The organism is Methanobacterium sp. (assembly GCF_038562635.1).
Lineage (GTDB): Archaea > Methanobacteriota > Methanobacteria > Methanobacteriales > Methanobacteriaceae > Methanobacterium_D.
In genome coordinates, this window is record NZ_JBCFBO010000001.1 from 723,315 (window position 1) to 739,296 (window position 15,982).

19 protein-coding genes are annotated in these 15,982 nt (G+C 30.7%); 10 read left to right on the forward strand and 9 right to left on the reverse strand.

Annotated elements, in window-relative coordinates; translation table 11 throughout:
- Positions 1 to 7: 7 nt before the first annotated feature.
- The gene (locus tag AAGU07_RS03455) at positions 8 to 370 is read right to left on the reverse strand and encodes a DUF5518 domain-containing protein (RefSeq protein WP_342457816.1); all 363 of its coding nucleotides are present in this window, start codon (positions 368 to 370) and stop codon (positions 8 to 10) included.
- Between the two features lie 137 nt (positions 371 to 507).
- On the opposite strand from AAGU07_RS03455, the gene AAGU07_RS03460 reads away from it, so the two are divergent.
- The 5 genes from AAGU07_RS03460 to AAGU07_RS03480 all read left to right on the forward strand — a co-directional run bounded on the left by AAGU07_RS03460 (position 508) and on the right by AAGU07_RS03480 (position 3,958).
- Positions 508 to 1,125 (forward strand): stage II sporulation protein M, encoded by a 618-nt coding sequence (locus AAGU07_RS03460; protein WP_342457817.1) that lies wholly within the window; start codon positions 508 to 510, stop codon positions 1,123 to 1,125.
- Between the two features lie 488 nt (positions 1,126 to 1,613).
- Entirely contained in the window at positions 1,614 to 2,255 is a 642-nt protein-coding gene (locus AAGU07_RS03465; protein WP_342457818.1) for an MBL fold metallo-hydrolase, read from the forward strand.
- A 68-nt stretch (positions 2,256 to 2,323) separates the two neighbouring features.
- The gene (locus AAGU07_RS03470; RefSeq protein ID WP_342457819.1) at positions 2,324 to 2,497 is read left to right on the forward strand and encodes a hypothetical protein; all 174 of its coding nucleotides are present in this window, start codon (positions 2,324 to 2,326) and stop codon (positions 2,495 to 2,497) included.
- A gap of 16 nt (positions 2,498 to 2,513) precedes the next feature.
- Entirely contained in the window at positions 2,514 to 3,305 is a 792-nt protein-coding gene (locus tag AAGU07_RS03475) for a sulfite exporter TauE/SafE family protein (RefSeq protein ID WP_342457820.1), read from the forward strand.
- Positions 3,306 to 3,403: 98 nt separating this feature from the next.
- A complete protein-coding gene (locus tag AAGU07_RS03480) occupies positions 3,404 to 3,958 on the forward strand; it encodes a helix-turn-helix domain-containing protein (protein WP_342457821.1) in 555 nt (184 codons plus the stop codon).
- Between the two features lie 304 nt (positions 3,959 to 4,262).
- Here AAGU07_RS03480 and AAGU07_RS03485 read toward each other — a convergent pair whose 3' ends face one another.
- From AAGU07_RS03485 to AAGU07_RS03495, 3 genes are all read right to left on the reverse strand, one after another.
- Positions 4,263 to 4,700 (reverse strand): SHOCT domain-containing protein, encoded by a 438-nt coding sequence (locus AAGU07_RS03485; protein WP_342457822.1) that lies wholly within the window; start codon positions 4,698 to 4,700, stop codon positions 4,263 to 4,265.
- 428 nt (positions 4,701 to 5,128) lie between these two features.
- A complete protein-coding gene (locus tag AAGU07_RS03490; RefSeq protein WP_342457823.1) occupies positions 5,129 to 5,797 on the reverse strand; it encodes an alpha/beta fold hydrolase in 669 nt (222 codons plus the stop codon).
- 42 nt (positions 5,798 to 5,839) lie between these two features.
- A complete protein-coding gene (locus AAGU07_RS03495; protein WP_342457824.1) occupies positions 5,840 to 6,400 on the reverse strand; it encodes a flavin reductase family protein in 561 nt (186 codons plus the stop codon).
- Between the two features lie 112 nt (positions 6,401 to 6,512).
- On the opposite strand from AAGU07_RS03495, the gene AAGU07_RS03500 reads away from it, so the two are divergent.
- From AAGU07_RS03500 to AAGU07_RS03510, 3 genes are all read left to right on the forward strand, one after another.
- On the forward strand, positions 6,513 to 6,839 hold the full coding sequence (locus AAGU07_RS03500; RefSeq protein ID WP_342457826.1) for a helix-turn-helix domain-containing protein: 327 nt from the start codon (positions 6,513 to 6,515) through the stop codon (positions 6,837 to 6,839).
- A gap of 327 nt (positions 6,840 to 7,166) precedes the next feature.
- Positions 7,167 to 7,373 carry a hypothetical protein gene (locus AAGU07_RS03505; protein ID WP_342457827.1) on the forward strand — a complete coding sequence of 69 codons (207 nt, stop codon included), beginning with the start codon at positions 7,167 to 7,169 and terminating at the stop codon, positions 7,371 to 7,373.
- Positions 7,374 to 7,551: 178 nt separating this feature from the next.
- The gene (locus tag AAGU07_RS03510; protein ID WP_342457828.1) at positions 7,552 to 7,848 is read left to right on the forward strand and encodes a Dabb family protein; all 297 of its coding nucleotides are present in this window, start codon (positions 7,552 to 7,554) and stop codon (positions 7,846 to 7,848) included.
- 106 nt (positions 7,849 to 7,954) lie between these two features.
- Here the strand turns inward: AAGU07_RS03510 and AAGU07_RS03515 are convergent, their stop codons facing one another.
- Positions 7,955 to 9,244, reverse strand: coding sequence for an NAD(P)/FAD-dependent oxidoreductase (locus AAGU07_RS03515; protein WP_342457829.1), 1,290 nt, complete (start codon positions 9,242 to 9,244; stop codon positions 7,955 to 7,957).
- Between the two features lie 367 nt (positions 9,245 to 9,611).
- Here AAGU07_RS03515 and AAGU07_RS03520 point away from each other — a divergent pair, with 367 nt between their 5' ends.
- Entirely contained in the window at positions 9,612 to 9,848 is a 237-nt protein-coding gene (locus tag AAGU07_RS03520) for a HypC/HybG/HupF family hydrogenase formation chaperone (RefSeq protein ID WP_048081265.1), read from the forward strand.
- A gap of 78 nt (positions 9,849 to 9,926) precedes the next feature.
- Here the strand turns inward: AAGU07_RS03520 and AAGU07_RS03525 are convergent, their stop codons facing one another.
- Positions 9,927 to 10,298, reverse strand: coding sequence for a response regulator (locus AAGU07_RS03525; RefSeq protein ID WP_342457830.1), 372 nt, complete (start codon positions 10,296 to 10,298; stop codon positions 9,927 to 9,929).
- 157 nt (positions 10,299 to 10,455) lie between these two features.
- Between AAGU07_RS03525 and AAGU07_RS03530 the strand changes: the two genes are divergently transcribed.
- Entirely contained in the window at positions 10,456 to 12,573 is a 2,118-nt protein-coding gene (locus AAGU07_RS03530) for a histidine kinase dimerization/phosphoacceptor domain -containing protein (RefSeq protein WP_342457831.1), read from the forward strand.
- Positions 12,574 to 13,087: 514 nt separating this feature from the next.
- On the opposite strand, the gene AAGU07_RS03535 is transcribed toward AAGU07_RS03530, so the two are convergent.
- The 3 genes from AAGU07_RS03535 to AAGU07_RS03545 all read right to left on the reverse strand — a co-directional run bounded on the left by AAGU07_RS03535 (position 13,088) and on the right by AAGU07_RS03545 (position 15,470).
- Positions 13,088 to 13,591, reverse strand: a complete 504-nt coding sequence (locus AAGU07_RS03535) for an amino acid-binding protein (protein ID WP_069583056.1) — start codon at positions 13,589 to 13,591, stop codon at positions 13,088 to 13,090.
- A 475-nt stretch (positions 13,592 to 14,066) separates the two neighbouring features.
- Positions 14,067 to 14,885, reverse strand: coding sequence for a zinc ribbon domain-containing protein (locus AAGU07_RS03540; protein ID WP_342457832.1), 819 nt, complete (start codon positions 14,883 to 14,885; stop codon positions 14,067 to 14,069).
- Between the two features lie 156 nt (positions 14,886 to 15,041).
- A complete protein-coding gene (locus tag AAGU07_RS03545) occupies positions 15,042 to 15,470 on the reverse strand; it encodes a hypothetical protein (RefSeq protein WP_342457833.1) in 429 nt (142 codons plus the stop codon).
- Positions 15,471 to 15,982: the final 512 nt, after the last annotated feature.

Genomic DNA, 15,982 nt, shown 5'->3' on the forward strand with positions numbered 1-15,982 from the left:
TGTGGATTTATTGTTTTTCCATTAATTTATTTTTAATTGCAGCACCGGCAATACCAAAAACAGCTCCAATAACTGCATAAATGACACATACTGCTATTAAAGTAACTACGTTAAGTCCTAAAGGTATAGCTGTCTTTGAAAAATAACTGATAAGTGCACTATACAACACTATAGAAATTATACTTCCAAAAAAGCTTATTGCGGCCCCATAAATAGCTGCCATCTTCAGTTCACCGCCGAGGATATATGTTCCAACTAACGGTGCAATAATAAAGCTTAAAATCGCCAGCGAAGACGCATTAAACATAAACATGAAAAACATCACAATTGCAAGAGCAATACCAAAACCTAAAGATTTCCAGTTAAGCATTTATTCACATCCTTATACTAATTTTTCCTTAAGTAAACTATTAATCTGCTGATATATAATTTAGTCTGAAAATCGTTCCACTTTAAAACCATAAAGATATATTAAAAGTTACTACCCACGTTATAACAGTGATCGTTATGCTAAATAAGATAAAAAACATCTATAATTTCTATGTGGCGCGCTACAAAAAACGCTTTTTATATTGTTTTGCGATTTATTACGGGCTTGTTATTATTGGAATGGTAATAGGATTGTTATACCCCCCAATAAGTACTGGAACAGGAGGAAATATAAGCAGTCAGTTTTCCACAGTATTTCCAGGATTACTGCAGGCTATTGGTGCAGGTGATGTAATTAAGGTAATTTTAACCATTTTCGTATTTAACAGTATTTTAGGGAGTTTTCTCGCTATTACATTGTTAAACCTGATTGGTATAGGAACACTGGTGTTCATTTACAGGCCTATCATGTGGGGATTGATTTATGCCCCTACAAGCCCCAGTGCAGCAGTGCTCTTAATAGCTGTCATTCCAACTTTAATATTAGAAGGAGTAGCTTATGTTATTGCATTTGCAGCCAGCCTTGACTTTATCCTGGCAATTGCAAAACCAAAAGCCCTTGGGGAAGAAAGCAGGTTTAAGGCATGGAAAAAGGCATGGGTATACAATTTAAAGTCGTATGTACTGGTTTTAATCATGCTGTTTGTGGCTGCAGTTGTTGAAAGCGTTACCATAATATCTTTAGCCAGGGTTTAACTCCCTTATTTTTTTTAATTTGATTAAATGATGTTTGAAAATTGAGAAACTTTATGTATAAATTAAATTCCAGAAAAAGTTTGATCCGAGCCTCTTTCAAGACTGTTTTCATCTTTTAAGTTATAGTAACATTAACAATTTTTCATTTTATAGCAGATTGGTAATATTGAGGTTAACTTACTGCATTCTATCATTTACTTCTTAACTTATGTTTATATTATCATTTGGTGCATTCACACTAATTATTGTGTTGGTTATGGCTCTTTATATCTCAGTTTTCAGAGGAATATTACTAACCATGTCTGAAATTTGACTAAATGCCATTCAAAACTCTGCCAGGCTGTAAATAATGAAAAAAGATTAATTTCTTTCATATGATTAATAACAATATATATTAGTAATGACTGATTATTCATTCATAATGAGTGATTAGTCATTCAACTATAAAATTTTTATACGTAAAAAAAGTACAAATGGAGGTAAAAATTATGAAAATAAGTGATGAAGTTTACGCATTGGATTCAACGAAAGGAAATTATGTTTATCTTATTTTGGCTGAAGAAATAATATTAATCGATACAGGACTTCCTAAGAATGGAGAGAACATTTTAAATGATTTAAAATCCATGGATATTAACCCTCATGATATTAACCATATTTTAATTACACATGATGATATGGATCACGTAGGTAGTCTGGCTTTACTGGAAAAAGCTAGTGGAGCTAAAATCTTGGCTTCAAAAGAGGATATACCTTATATCCTTGGTGATATAAATCGCCACGTGATTAAAAGAATTCTTAATTACATTATTAAACTTAAAAAACCGGAAAATATTAATTCATATCCTGAAGATGGAATGATTGGTAATATTAAAGTTATATATACTCCAGGGCATACACTGGGGCATGTGTGTTTGCTTTATAAAGATATAATGTTTGTCGGGGATTTATTTAGAACCAAAAATGGGGAAATAGCCATGGGGCCATCATTTGCTAATTGGAATAATTCGATTTTAAAAGAATCTATAGTCAAAATTGACGAGTATGATTTTAAGTGGATTTGCCCAGCTCATGGCGAACCAATTAAAAGGGATAATCACTTGAAAGATTTTATAAACAATCTAAAATAACTGAATTAAAAATTGGGACATATATACCATATCATAAAGAGTCTAAAACCCTTATTATAGGAGATACAATGAACATCAAAGATGAACAGCTTACTGGAAAGAATACTCAAATCAGGAATGAAGAAGAGATTAAAAAAGCTATAAATTCCCTTAAAAAGTTAAGGGAATACAACGTTGAAAATGTGATAACTTATCACAGCTGCCATTCAACGACAATCCCAATCAAAAAATTAAAGAATTAATCTTAGGTGATTAAAAATGATTGATATTCATTTGATTCTGCTTCCATTATTCGGATTGATTATAGGCCTCCTAGTATCCATGTTTGGTGGTGGTGGAGGAGGATTCTTTGCACCAGTCTTGATATTGTTTTTCGGTGTCACACCACAAGTAGCTGTCGCTGCTTCTTTAGCATCAGTGTTACCCACCTCAGTAGTAAGCACATTTAGTCACTTTCGCCAGGGCAATGTAGATTTCCGCACAGGATTAATCCTAGGAATCGGAGGAATAATAGGTACACTAATAGGAGCTGCCGTTGCCAATATTATTCCGCCTACCCTTTTACAAAGGATTCTGGGTATATTTACGTTGATAATGCTGATTCCAATGTTGAGAAGTTTAATACAAAGACATCGAAAACTGAAAGAAAAAAATGATGATAAAAAGGAAACATTAACCCTTACCGGTTCTAAAAGAATCATAGCATCTTTTTTTGGAGTCGCATCCGGATTATTAGCAGGAATTTTTGGAATAAGTGGAACACCACCAATTGTTGCAGGACTCTACAGCTTAGGCTTACCCGCTGCGATGGTGGTAGGTACCTCTGTATTCGTACTTATTTTCAACTCAATTGCAGGTATAGGAGGTTTTTACCTATTAGGACGGTTAGATCTGACTTTGATTATTCTCCTTGGCGGTGGAGCGGCTGTAGGTGCATTTATAGGACCTCTCCTGCTTAAGAAAATTAATCCTAAGACTTTTGAGAAAATCTATGGACCTGTAATTATAGGCATAATGGTTATTTTTGGCTTAGGTTTAATACTGGCATGAAAAATTAGATATTTCCTTTTTTTTTAAAAGTTTAAAATACATTTTAACTATAATTAAATTAAAATTGATAAAATATTAAAAAAAAATTGTGGTCAAAAATGGTTGTAGAAGATAAAAAAAAGAAAATTCTTGAAGCAGCATTGAAGCTATTTAACGAAAAAGGCATAGATAATACTTCAACTTCTCTAATTTCTAAAGAAGCAGGCGTTGCAACAGGGACTCCCTATTTATATTTTGAAAATAAGGTAGATTTGATTACTGAATTAGGCACATCTATACAAGAAGAAAGTTTAGGAAGCTTTCTGGATCTTATAGAATCTCTAGTGAGTTATAAATCTTTAAAAAAGTTCTGGCTCGAAAGAGTAGAGTGGGGAGTGAATAACCCCAATAAACATAAATTTATGATACAATTTAAGTCATCACCCTATAATAATAAAAAAAATACCAAACTTAAAATCCCTGATCATGAAAAAAAATTGTTAAATTTAATAGAAGATGGAATTAAAAACAAAACATTGAAGGATTTACCTCCTAAATACATTTCTAAGTTTTTTTCAGCTCACGTTACATTTACAGTTGAATACATTATCCAGACAAAGACCAAAGAAAGAAAAATATTTTTTGAGACATTTTTTGATGGAATAAAATACTAGTAAAAAGTTATTTTCATTGTTTATTAGTTATAGTCCTTAAATGCCGCTTTAAGTTTGAATTTGCATCGTCTCACCAATTATAGAAGTTTGTTGTTTAAATAATTAGCTTTCTTTCATAAATGTAATATATAACATAAATTATTCTAGATATATTAAAAGTGAAAAACTATTTTAAAATCTCAAAAATATAATTTGGTAATTGGCAAGTGGTTTATAAATCTAAATAAAATTTATCCTTAAAAATAACACATCATATATCAAAATAATGCTCATTGGGTTCCAAATAGCTTCAGTAACCGTCTATTTAAAATGATTTTAAGTATTTTTGTTTAATTTCATCAAACTCATCCTGACTGAGAACTCCCATATCCAATAGTTCTTTAGCTTCTTTTAATTTGTCTGCTAAACTTTGTTCAGGGTTTTCCTTGTTTTTAACTTGAAAAATACGAAAATTCAACCTGTCTACGAACTCCTGTAAAATCTCCATGCCAGCGACGTTTATTTCAATTTTTTTAGAAGTTGCGGCAGTTTCAAGGTATAGCTTGGGCCATTTGGATAAAAACCCTTTACCATAACGAACGTTTAATATATCCCCATATTTAATTAGCTCACTCTTTACATTATCTGAAAGAGGATTGTTACTTCTTAAGCTAATGCAAAGCCCTTCATCTTTTAATATAACGCTCCCATAGTTGGAATTATGGTTACAGGGTAAACTTATTTCTTCTTCTTTTTTCATCATTTCCTTTTCCTTAGATTAATTGTGTAAAATTAGTAAATAATTCTTGTAAGTTTTTATATTAAAAAATTTGGTGTATTTTGTGATAGATAAAAAATGCGCAAATATAGATTAGAAAACATTCACAAAAAGCTATTGCGCAACTCGGTTTGGAGAAATAATCCCAATGACCAGAAATTTAACATTAAATACACGAAACCTAACTAAAAGTACAACTACATGAACGGACCAGTTAAATGATATGAGATCCAGGTATGAAAAATAGGCGGTAACTAATGAAATCCTCTTAACTTTACATAGATCAACCCTAATCTAAAAAAAAGGGTAATTATATGATTGTAAATTATGTATTCTGAAGTAAGTTGGGTGAATTTAGATCATGGTCATGTCCATGATTCAGTTTATGTTTTAAGTTGAATTTTCATTAAAACTCATTTAAGGTACCATTTTTGTAACTTGTCAGTGATGGCTTTGAAAGTTAATTCAAGTAAGAAAATATCGCTATGTAATGCCTCATCAATTTTTATGACATCTAAATTTTTGGATTTTAAATCTTCACATTCCAATATAATCTCCGATAAATCACGCGTACCATAAATTAGAAGTAGTTTATCAAGATCAAACTCTAATAAATCCATATCATCATTTAATATATCAAATAAGCTATTATTGGAAGATTTATGAACTAAATAATCCATAGATTCTCTTATATTATTTTGTACCTCATTGCTAAAATTCTTACCAAGTGCAGGTGAAATTCCTATAGCATAATCTGCACTGCTTATAAGTGCAAACCTTCCCCCAAAAGAGTGACCAACTGCAGTTACTTCTCCATAGTTTTTGAAACGTGAAATAGCAGTTTCAATGTCTAAAAGAACGTCATCATCCAGATCAAGCTGGTGCTCGCCATGACCACGAAGATCAATACAACCCGTTATAAATCCTTTTTCAGCTATACGCCATGCTAAACCTAATGTCTTTTCTTTTGTACCACCATAACCATGAACCACAACAACAGCTCCTTTTGGATCTTGAGGAGTAATAGTCACGCAAGGTACCTTAAAACCATCGCCATCAATAAATTCTCTCATAATCTTCATTTAAAACACCTTAACTAATTTTTAAACCATAAATTGTGAAACTCATTGTTTTAGGTATTTTCCTTCTTTATAGGCTAAACCGACCTTATCCCCTAATTCCCAGTAAGATGCATTAGCAGAAGTGAATAATAATGGATTTATTTTATAAAAATCTAATTTTCCATTAGTTATGCATTCTTCATTTACATAGGTTTCAATAACTTCACCTATGAAAATATCACGGCCAGGAAGGTCAACTGTTTTTGTAAGTTTACAAAGCATATTTACAGGACAGTCTTCGATTAACGGTGCCTTATCTACTTTACCACAAAATGTTTTAAAAACAGTTGATTTATCAGTATTACTGCCAGAAATAAGGCCCACATAATCTGTTTCCTTCATTTGATCTACTGAAGGTATATTAACACCAAAATATCCATTTTCTTTGATCCCAATGTTTGTGTAATGTGGATCAACTGAACCAATATAAACATATGTAGTAGGTCTAGGTGCTAAAAGTCCAAAACATCCATAAGTGGCAAAATTAGCTTTTCCTTTAACGATTGAACTCGCTATACAAACAGGAACTGGAAATGGAACAACTTTAGTTTTAACTTTTGACATGATTAACCTCTCAAATCTTTCTATCCCCTACTTTTACACCATAAATTATTTATATATACCAGTAGGGCAAAAGTAACATTATTTCCTAAAAGTAAGTAATGAGTAGATTAACATGAGATATAAAAAAGAGAATAGATGCAAACTAGTAGATGCAATGGGAATTATTGGAAATAAATGGAATCTCCTAATCATCTGGCATCTCCGTGAACAGAAATTAAGATTTACAGAGCTTCAAAAAAAGATGTACAATGTTAACCCAAAAACCATCACAAAACACCTGCGAGACCTTGAAGAGAATAAAATCATAAAAAGAGCCGTATACCCTGAAGTTCCTCCCAGAGTAGAATATTCATTAACAGATAGGGGAATAGAGTTGATCCCCATTTTAAAGTCTATTATGGGATGGGCCTCAAAATATATGGGTATTGAGTTAGAATAGTTAAAAAAAGCGTGTAAAATTAAATATAAAAAGATAATTTTAAATTATTTTTGGAAAAGTAGCTACTCTGCTAAAATAAGTCGCATTTACCGAATTGGGTAATCTTGTTTATTTAAGTTTATATAACATTTTTACTATTTTATGCCAGATGATAAAGATTTAAAAATAGAAAGTTAATTTAAAAGATAAAACTTGTACTTGGCCGGAAATTTATATTTAAAAATAAAGATGATCGTTAGAATAACATTTATATATAAATTCAACCAATCTCCTAAAACACAAAAATAAATTTAATCATTTAATCAAAACTTAAAGGTGATTCTATATATGGTAAATTTACTGCTCAGCACTTCAATATGGAAATTAGGCGGCGCAGCAAAACTGGGAGGGCTTGGAAAGATAGGTTTTCTTGGTAAACTGGGTCTTCTTGGAATATTTGGAATGATAGCAATAGTAGTTGTAGTGCTTATTATACTGGCCATAGTTGCATTCTTCCTGTTTAAATTCATGAACAGATCCAAAAGAGTACATTAAATTTCTTTTTACCATTTAATTTTTCATTTATGCAATAGCTTAAATGTTATAAAATTCATGAACTTTTGTTTTTTTTATATTTATTCGGTTAAATTTGTTTTTTACTTTTCACATGCTCTTAGGTTAGATATATCGAACCTCAAAACAAGTTATTTATAACACTTATGGAGGAATTGAAGTGATAACAAACAATGTAATGCTGAAATTAAAAGATAACAACAATAAAATTATTTCAAATGTGAAAGAAGAACTGCTGAGTATGAAAGGCAATATCGAATTCCTAAAGGACATCACAGTAGAATTAAATATCCGTGAAGGAGCATCAAATTTTGACATTTTGTTTGTTACAACATTTGAATCAATGGCAGATTTCGATGCTTACCTCACCCATCCAGTTCATGTTAAGGTCTCGCAAAATATTGGAAGTAATATAGAAGAAAGTGCAGCTGTTTGTTTTGAGTCAAGTATAAATTAAATTATGTTTTATGTGTGGCAGATATCTTAAATATAGCTTATTAATCTGTTATATTAACTGAAAAGAGTAAGGTAAACCAATATGATATTGATTTATCTAGAATTTTTTACTCAAACCTTGCAAAAAATCTTAGCAGCTTGTATATCGCATCTGTAGAAGGGTGCACTTCCATAAAATCATCAAAATCATCTACTTTTTGCCCTTCCCTCAAGAGCTTGGACATATAAGCCATGCTTGTACGTGATGAAGGCGAAATTGAAAATATTTCATTTATATCCCCGTCTTCGCTGACATTCATCTTTGTAAGGCCTGTTTTACCGTCATGTACTCTCCAAAAAGATCCAGGGCCTGCAGAGCCTTTCATATGTCCATTAATACCATCCGTTTTATTTTCAGCATTTATAAATGCCACGTCCTGCTGCAGTGAAATTGCACTTGGTATAAACCTGTAATCCATCTCCTTAAAGATTCCACAGGCGTTTCTTGCTGCTGTGATCCCTTCTGCCCTTGCAACTGGTGTCGTGCCTATTCCCCCAGTTACGTCTCCAGCTGCATATATATCTTCATGGCTTGTCTGCATCATTTTATTTACAAGTATATTTTTCCTTTCTCCAAGATCTACAATATTAGATACAATTTCAGAATTTGGGACCATACCTGTTGCAAAAAATGTGAGCCCATTCATTTCTCCATTATCAGTAGAAATGCCGTCTTTATGAATACTGCTTACGTTTAAATTTTCATGTATGGTGACATCAGGAATTAGATTTTGAGTGACATATCTTTTAATATCCTCGTCAAGCATTTTTAAAAACTTATTTCTGCATAAAACATTCACTTTAGTTCCGAATCCAGAAAATACATTTGCAAACTCTGCGGCGATAACCCCGCTCCCAATAATATTCAGTTCTTCTGGGAGTTCTGTTAAACTCAATATATCTTTATAAGTTAGGGCATTTTCAAATCCTTCAGTTTGGGGAACAAACGGCTTTACACCTGTTGCTATTATCAATTTATCATATTCAAGCTCTTCACCATCAAAAATAACTTTACTGTCATCAAGACTTGCGTTACCCCTTTTAATTTCCACACCGGCATCAATGGTTTCTGTTTCAAGTATGTGCCTTATTTTGGCCACGGTCTCTTTAATGCCATCTATAAGTTTATCAAAATGCAGCTGGTAATCGCAGTCAATCAAACCCAAATTTTTGAAATTCTGTGCATCATTTATGAATTTTGCAACGTCATTTAAACCAGTAACCATAACACATCCTTCATTAAGACATGTGCCTCCAATTTTATCTCTTTCAATAAGAGTTACGCTTTCTCCAATGCTTGATGCTTCAATTGCAGCAGTTCTGCCTGCAGGCCCTCCCCCAATAACTACAATATCCATAAAATTTCCTCCGCAGAATTTTGAATTTAAATTTAATACGCATTTAAATATCTGATTTTTATTATAAAGCTTTATTTCCGGTTAATTTTGTAACCTAGATATCATTATACATCATATTCAATATTATGCAATTAATAATAGTTTAAAATAGATTTATAATTGATAAAGTTCTCCATGTCAGCCATTACCATTACCTCTAGATTTATTTATCATGCTCAATTATATGGACATTTTTTAAAAATCTTTAGCATATTTTTATATGTTAAGAGTACATATTAAAATTGATTAAAAAATTCATTTATAAAAACAAAAGATTAAGTTTATAACCATACTTTACAGCTAAAATTTAAATAAGAGGAGATTTTCAATGTGTATCGCAGCACCAGCACAAATAGTAGAAATTAACGATAATGTAGCAGTTGTTGACTTTGGAGGCGTAAGACAAAACGCCAAACTTGATTTAGTCGAAGATGTTGAAGTAGGTAGATATGTACTCGTTCACTCGGGATATGCCATAGAAGTTCTAAGTGATCAGGAAGCTAAAGATTCCTTAGAAGCATGGGAAGAACTGCTAAAAGTATTAGATGAAGAAGACAACCAGTAATTTAATTTTTTTAAATCTTATTTCATCTAAATTTCTATTTTAATTTATCAATTTTATTTTAAAATAATTATCAACATGTTAATTAGTTTTTAAGAGTGTTTTAATGGCATTTTCTAAATCTTTTCCCATAAAAGGTTTGGTTATGTAACTGCAGTGCCCTATTTGTCGGGCTCGTTCTAATAATTCCCTATTGGTACTGGCCGTGAGGTATATAATAGGTATCTTTAGAGTTCCAACGATTTTTTTAGCTGCATCTATTCCATTTATTTTTCCCTTAAGCAAGATATCCATTAAAACCAGATCTGGTTTGTATTCATATGCTTTTTCAACTGCTTCCTCTCCAGAAGAAATTACAGGAAGTACAATAAAACCTAAACCTTTTAATCTATTTTCGATATCTAAAGCAACTATATTTTCGTCTTCTACAACTAAAATTTTTATATTTTCCATTTAAATCCCTTTTAGCGCCATATTAATTATTAATATACGTTTAAACTTATTTTTAATAAATTAAACGCCTATTATATTAACACATTTATTTATTAATGATATAAAGGTTATATTATAGATATTAATCATTCCAACGTAAAGTCAGGTTGATGAACCCATGAATTTCACAATAAATAAGAATAAGTTTGCTCTTTTTCGAGGGATGTCAATCTTCTTTGCTGCTAGCTTGATAATTACAGCCATAATTATAGTTAACGAAAATATTGATCCCTCCAATAATACATTTGGAAATTTAGCCTTTTTTATACTAAATCTGATTGTTATAACCACCCTATTCTGTGTAGCAAAAAAATCATTTAAATACGGTAGAAGAGCATTTGTAAGCTGGACTTTAATAGCACTATCACAGTTAGTTACCATTTTAGGCAATGTACTATGGACCATTATGTATGCAGAACTTAATAAGTCCCCTTTTCCATCAATAGCCGATATACTTTATCTATCATATTACCCTTTACTTATACTTGGTATTTTGTTTTTACCAGTTGCCAGGATTCAGGAAACAAAAAAGTATCAAATTCTTTTAGATACTGGAATTATGATTTTATCGGCAGGCCTGGTGTTCTGGGCAGTTTTAATACCAATAATTGAAGTTCATAATTCAGACGTATTTAGCATGTTCATATATCTATCCTACCTGCTTATGGACATTTTTATACTGTTTATACTACTCTACCTGTTATTTGACTGGTTTGGACAGGTAAAAAAGATGCCTTTATTGTTACTCGCCTTAAGTGTGACAGTTCTGGTTATTACCAATGCTATTTACATCTGTCAATTTTTATACGTCATATACATACCCGGTAACTTTTTAGATCTAGGATGGCTAAGCTCATATTTTCTAACAGCACTGGCTGGTATTTCCTATATAACTGATAACTCCCAATCATCATTTAAAAGTTTAAAATATAAAACTCCATTCCTGAAAGCCAGCAGGAGTTCTTATTTACCTGTACTATGGCTTGCTTTTATATATATGCTGTTATACTGGATTTATACGCAGTTAACAGATGATAATTTGAATATTCTTGTTTGGGGAGCAGTAATTATTCTAACGATGATGTTTGTCCGTCAGATTTTGGATTTAAAAGAAAGTAACCAGGCACGGAAATTACTGCAAACAAACCAGGAAATATTAGAAAAACGGGAAAAGCACTTAAGTTTAATAACTGACAATATGATGGATTTAATAACAAGAATCGATACCAATGGAAAATATAGATATGTTAGCCCATCTGCACCTAAAGTTTTAGGTTATACACCCGAAAATATGCTGGAAAACAATATTTTAGATTTAGTGCATCCCGATGATCTGGAGAAGCTAAAATCATCAGCTCAAAAAGCAGTGAATACTCGTGCCCCTAATGAAGTTGAATATCGTCATAAAACACCTTCTGGAGAGTATATATGGATTGAAACAGCAGGCACTCCCATATTTGACAAAAATAAATTTAAAGGATTTGTATGCGGCAGTAAGAATATAAATTACCGGAAAATCGCAGAAGAGCAAATTAAAACCTCACTTGAAGAAAAAGAAGTACTGCTGAAAGAGATCCACCACAGGGTTAAAAACAATATGCAGATAATTTCCAGTTTATTAAGCCTCCAGTCCAGATACATCAAAGATGAAAATTACCTGGCAGTTTTCAAGGAAGGTCAAAATAGAGTTAAATCTATGGCCATGATCCATGAAGGCCTCTACAAAAGCGATAATTTGGCCAGAATTAACTTTGAAGAATATGTACACAACTTGATATCATGGCTTTTCAGTTCCTACGGAATAGATAAAGATATAATTAAAACAAAAATTAATCTGGATAATATCCTGTTGGATATAGATACTGCCATCCCATTGGGGTTAATTCTTAACGAATTGATTTCTAACAGCCTGAAACATGCATTTCCACACAATATTCCAAATTCTAAAAATTTCACATTTACAGATCATGCAGTTGAAATCAATAACTCATCAAACATACAATTTGCCCCTTCTGGAGGAATTACATCCGAAATAAATATTTTACTTTCACAAAATGAAGACATGCTGAAACTGGTAGTTGGAGATAACGGAATAGGATTTCCAGAAAATATCAATTTTAAAAACACAGAATCCTTAGGCCTACAACTGGTAAATACACTTGTAAACCAGCTCAACGGAGAAATAAAACTCGAAAAAGAAAATGGAACAAAATTTACGCTTAATTTAAAAAAATGAATTTGCTAAAATAATATAAAAAAACTAAAAATAATAAAAAAGATTTATAGATAAATTATTCAGCATTTAAATTTAATACATGAGTAACAAGAGATACAACTATAAATCCTGCTATGATGACTGAAAGAACTAAAATTGCCTGATCCATATTTAACACCTTACCAATTTTTTATCTTTTTAAACATTAAATTTTAACCAATATAATCTTTGCGTATAACTATTTAATAATTGGTTATAAACACTATTGATTTAAATTATAGTTACATATTACATGTTATTTTTAATTATATAAAGTTATATGACTACTACAACCTAAAATGTATAAATTTAATCATATCCATAATAATTTGAAACCATTTTATGCAATTACCACATAGTAATCCACGCTTATTCTAATTATATAAAGTCATATGACTATTACGACAACCAATTAGTTATATCCTAAAATAACCTGAAACCCGTTTATGTAACTTATCCCATATAATTCGAGCTTATTTTTACATAAATTTTGTTGTTAATAAATAGAAACCCTTTTTACACCTTCAATTTTTAAAAAATCATTGATTAAATTTCCCTCAATTGGTTTTTCTGTTATAATTGTAAGTAAAGGATATTCTTCAATCTCAGGGTCTCCAGCATGCACCTGCCTTATACTTATGCCTTTAAGTGATATCAATTCTGTAGCTCTGGCAATTATCCCAGGATTTTGAGCTTCAGCCTCTATTTCTACAACTCCAAATCCCAATTCTTTTGCTACGCCCTTAACCAGCGTGCCTGCAGGAGTAATATTCTGGAATATCTTTGCAAGCTGTTCATCGGAAAGTATAACATCTACTGTGGTTTTAATACTTCTCCTGTCCACATTTACCGCCCTTGCAAGCGCTACATCACTTATTTCAATATTACCACAGTATATTCTACCATTTTCTCCAACACGCAAACCGTGCTCAACTATTTTCCTTGCAACACTCATACGTGCCGGGAATTTTTCGAATTTATGCTTTATTTTCTCCCACATAAAGATCCGCCAGACTTTACTTTTCCTTTTTTACTGAAAAACATTATTTGGATAATATTTCAGTTATTAGCCACAAAATTGGATAAACAACATTGCTTTTGTTTAGTGCATTTTTGTATAAAATCAATCATGAATGTATAAAATCAAGCATATAAATTTTTCCGACTTTCAAAAAATTAATTTAAACTATCCTCAATAATACTAATTTCTTCAAAAAGCCCATATAACTAATATATAATCAAATTTATTCATAAATTTTAGAAACGTTATCCCCTATCTAATTCATTTAGAATACAGTTATATTTTCGTTTTACACCAACTTTAGGGTTTAATTTTAATGCTTTACTATAATTAGCTACAGCATCTTTTTTCGATTCATTTTTTAAGTGAATATCACCTATCATTTTATATACTTTTGCTTTAGTATTATCTGAGATATCGTTTTCTAATGCTCTTTTTAAAATAGGTATAACCTCTAAATAATATTCAGATCTGATTCTTTATTATTTAATCCATTTATTTTTTCTTCAGCTATGTTAAAAGCAATATAACCTACTGCAGATGATTCATTATATTTCATTAATTCTTCATTGTTTCTCTGTTGTATATCATCAGCAAATGTCTGAGCTTCCTTTTTATCATAAAAGAACATCGGAACGCAACTACATTCAAGATGAATTGGAGGAAGCATATATAATTGTTCAATATTAAATATATGACCCTTATATTTCTCATTGCAATAATTACACCCTCTTGGATCATAATCAATAATAAAATATTTCGCTCCTTCAATTATCCTTTGTGCCCATTCTGATAAATTTGAAGCTTGCATGGTTTCTGTATATCGAATAGATGTTGCTAATGATTCATTTCCTTTAAGAATTAGAGTTAAATCTTTAGTAATTTCATTAGGCATCCTAGAATTAGTATAACCTTCATTAATCGTGTTAATTATTTTTTTCTTTGTTTTATCATCAAAGTCATAATTATTCATAATACTTTCATTAATTATCATTTGATACATCTTATTTTCAGTTATTTCTTCTACATTTGGATTATCAGTTAAAAAAGTGCCATTCTGTAAATTTTGAATTATTTCTGATAGAACTTTAGGATCTTTGAATTTTTTAATAACTTTCTCATTTTCAGCATGCGCCATAATTAATATTTCTTTAATTATGTTTTTATTTTCCTTTAAATTAGCACTAACTGTAAAATTAATCTTTTTACCACATTCAAGACAAAAATTAGCATTATCCGGATTTTCAGTTCTACATTCAGGACAAAAAACCATATTTAACCCCCATGCTAATTAATAATACATTCAATACTATAAATTTTATGAAATAAGTCCATTCATACAAAAAAGCAGGGAAATAAGGATTTTAACATTAAGAAACCAAAAATTAATTAGAATCGAAACTATTCTCTATTTAATTGGTTTATCAAGCTAAAAAGTTACATTAAACAATACAACTATTATAATAAATGCCGTTAAAAATATTGCAAAAGCGAGCAGGATATACATCATATATCTAGAAATTCTTAGTAACTTGTAAAGAGGTGGATGTTTTTTATATATTTCCAGAGCTTTCTCCCTAGATTCCTCCTGTTTTTTCTTCATTTCGGGGTTTTTAATTGAAATATATTTGGAGTAAATATGGCTTATAATAGACATTATAAACAATAGTAATATTATAAGCCCAATATAACCTGTAATAGCACCCATAATGCCAATAATTCCTAAAATAAATGGAAACAAAATATATATTAAAGCTCCTTCTTTTTCAGGATGTAGTCTATAATGATTAACAGCTAAAATACCTAAAATTATAAAAAATATACCTATTATCAAAAATAATATAGCACCAATTCCCATAATCAATCCTTTCTAAATAAAATATAAAAATTTTTCGACAATCCCAAAAACAAGTAACAGGTAAACCTACCACGACCAAAAAAATCCCAAGGATACCCATAACTCGGCACGTTCTAAGCTCACATATTAAACATCAATTTCTAAACTAAACTTCAGGACTTATACTACCTAATTTTACTTAAAAATAGTTTTTACAGCGTATTATTCCTTAAATTTCAATATCCTAAAGGAAATCTCTCATCTTATCATTAATGTACATATCTGTACCTGAATCTACATATAAATCATTCTATTTTTAAAATTAGATGCATCCAAACACACGTTCACAATCTGAAAATTACATGTTTAAATATCTAAAACGTTAATATTTGGATGTTAAGAAAAAGGATTTTTGTAACAAAACAGTCCTTTGAAGTATTAATTGTGTAACTATTAATTAAATGAAAAAGTAATGGATCATTTAACAAAAATCAGTATTTAGAATGATTTTTTCAATGGTTTTTTAGTATAAT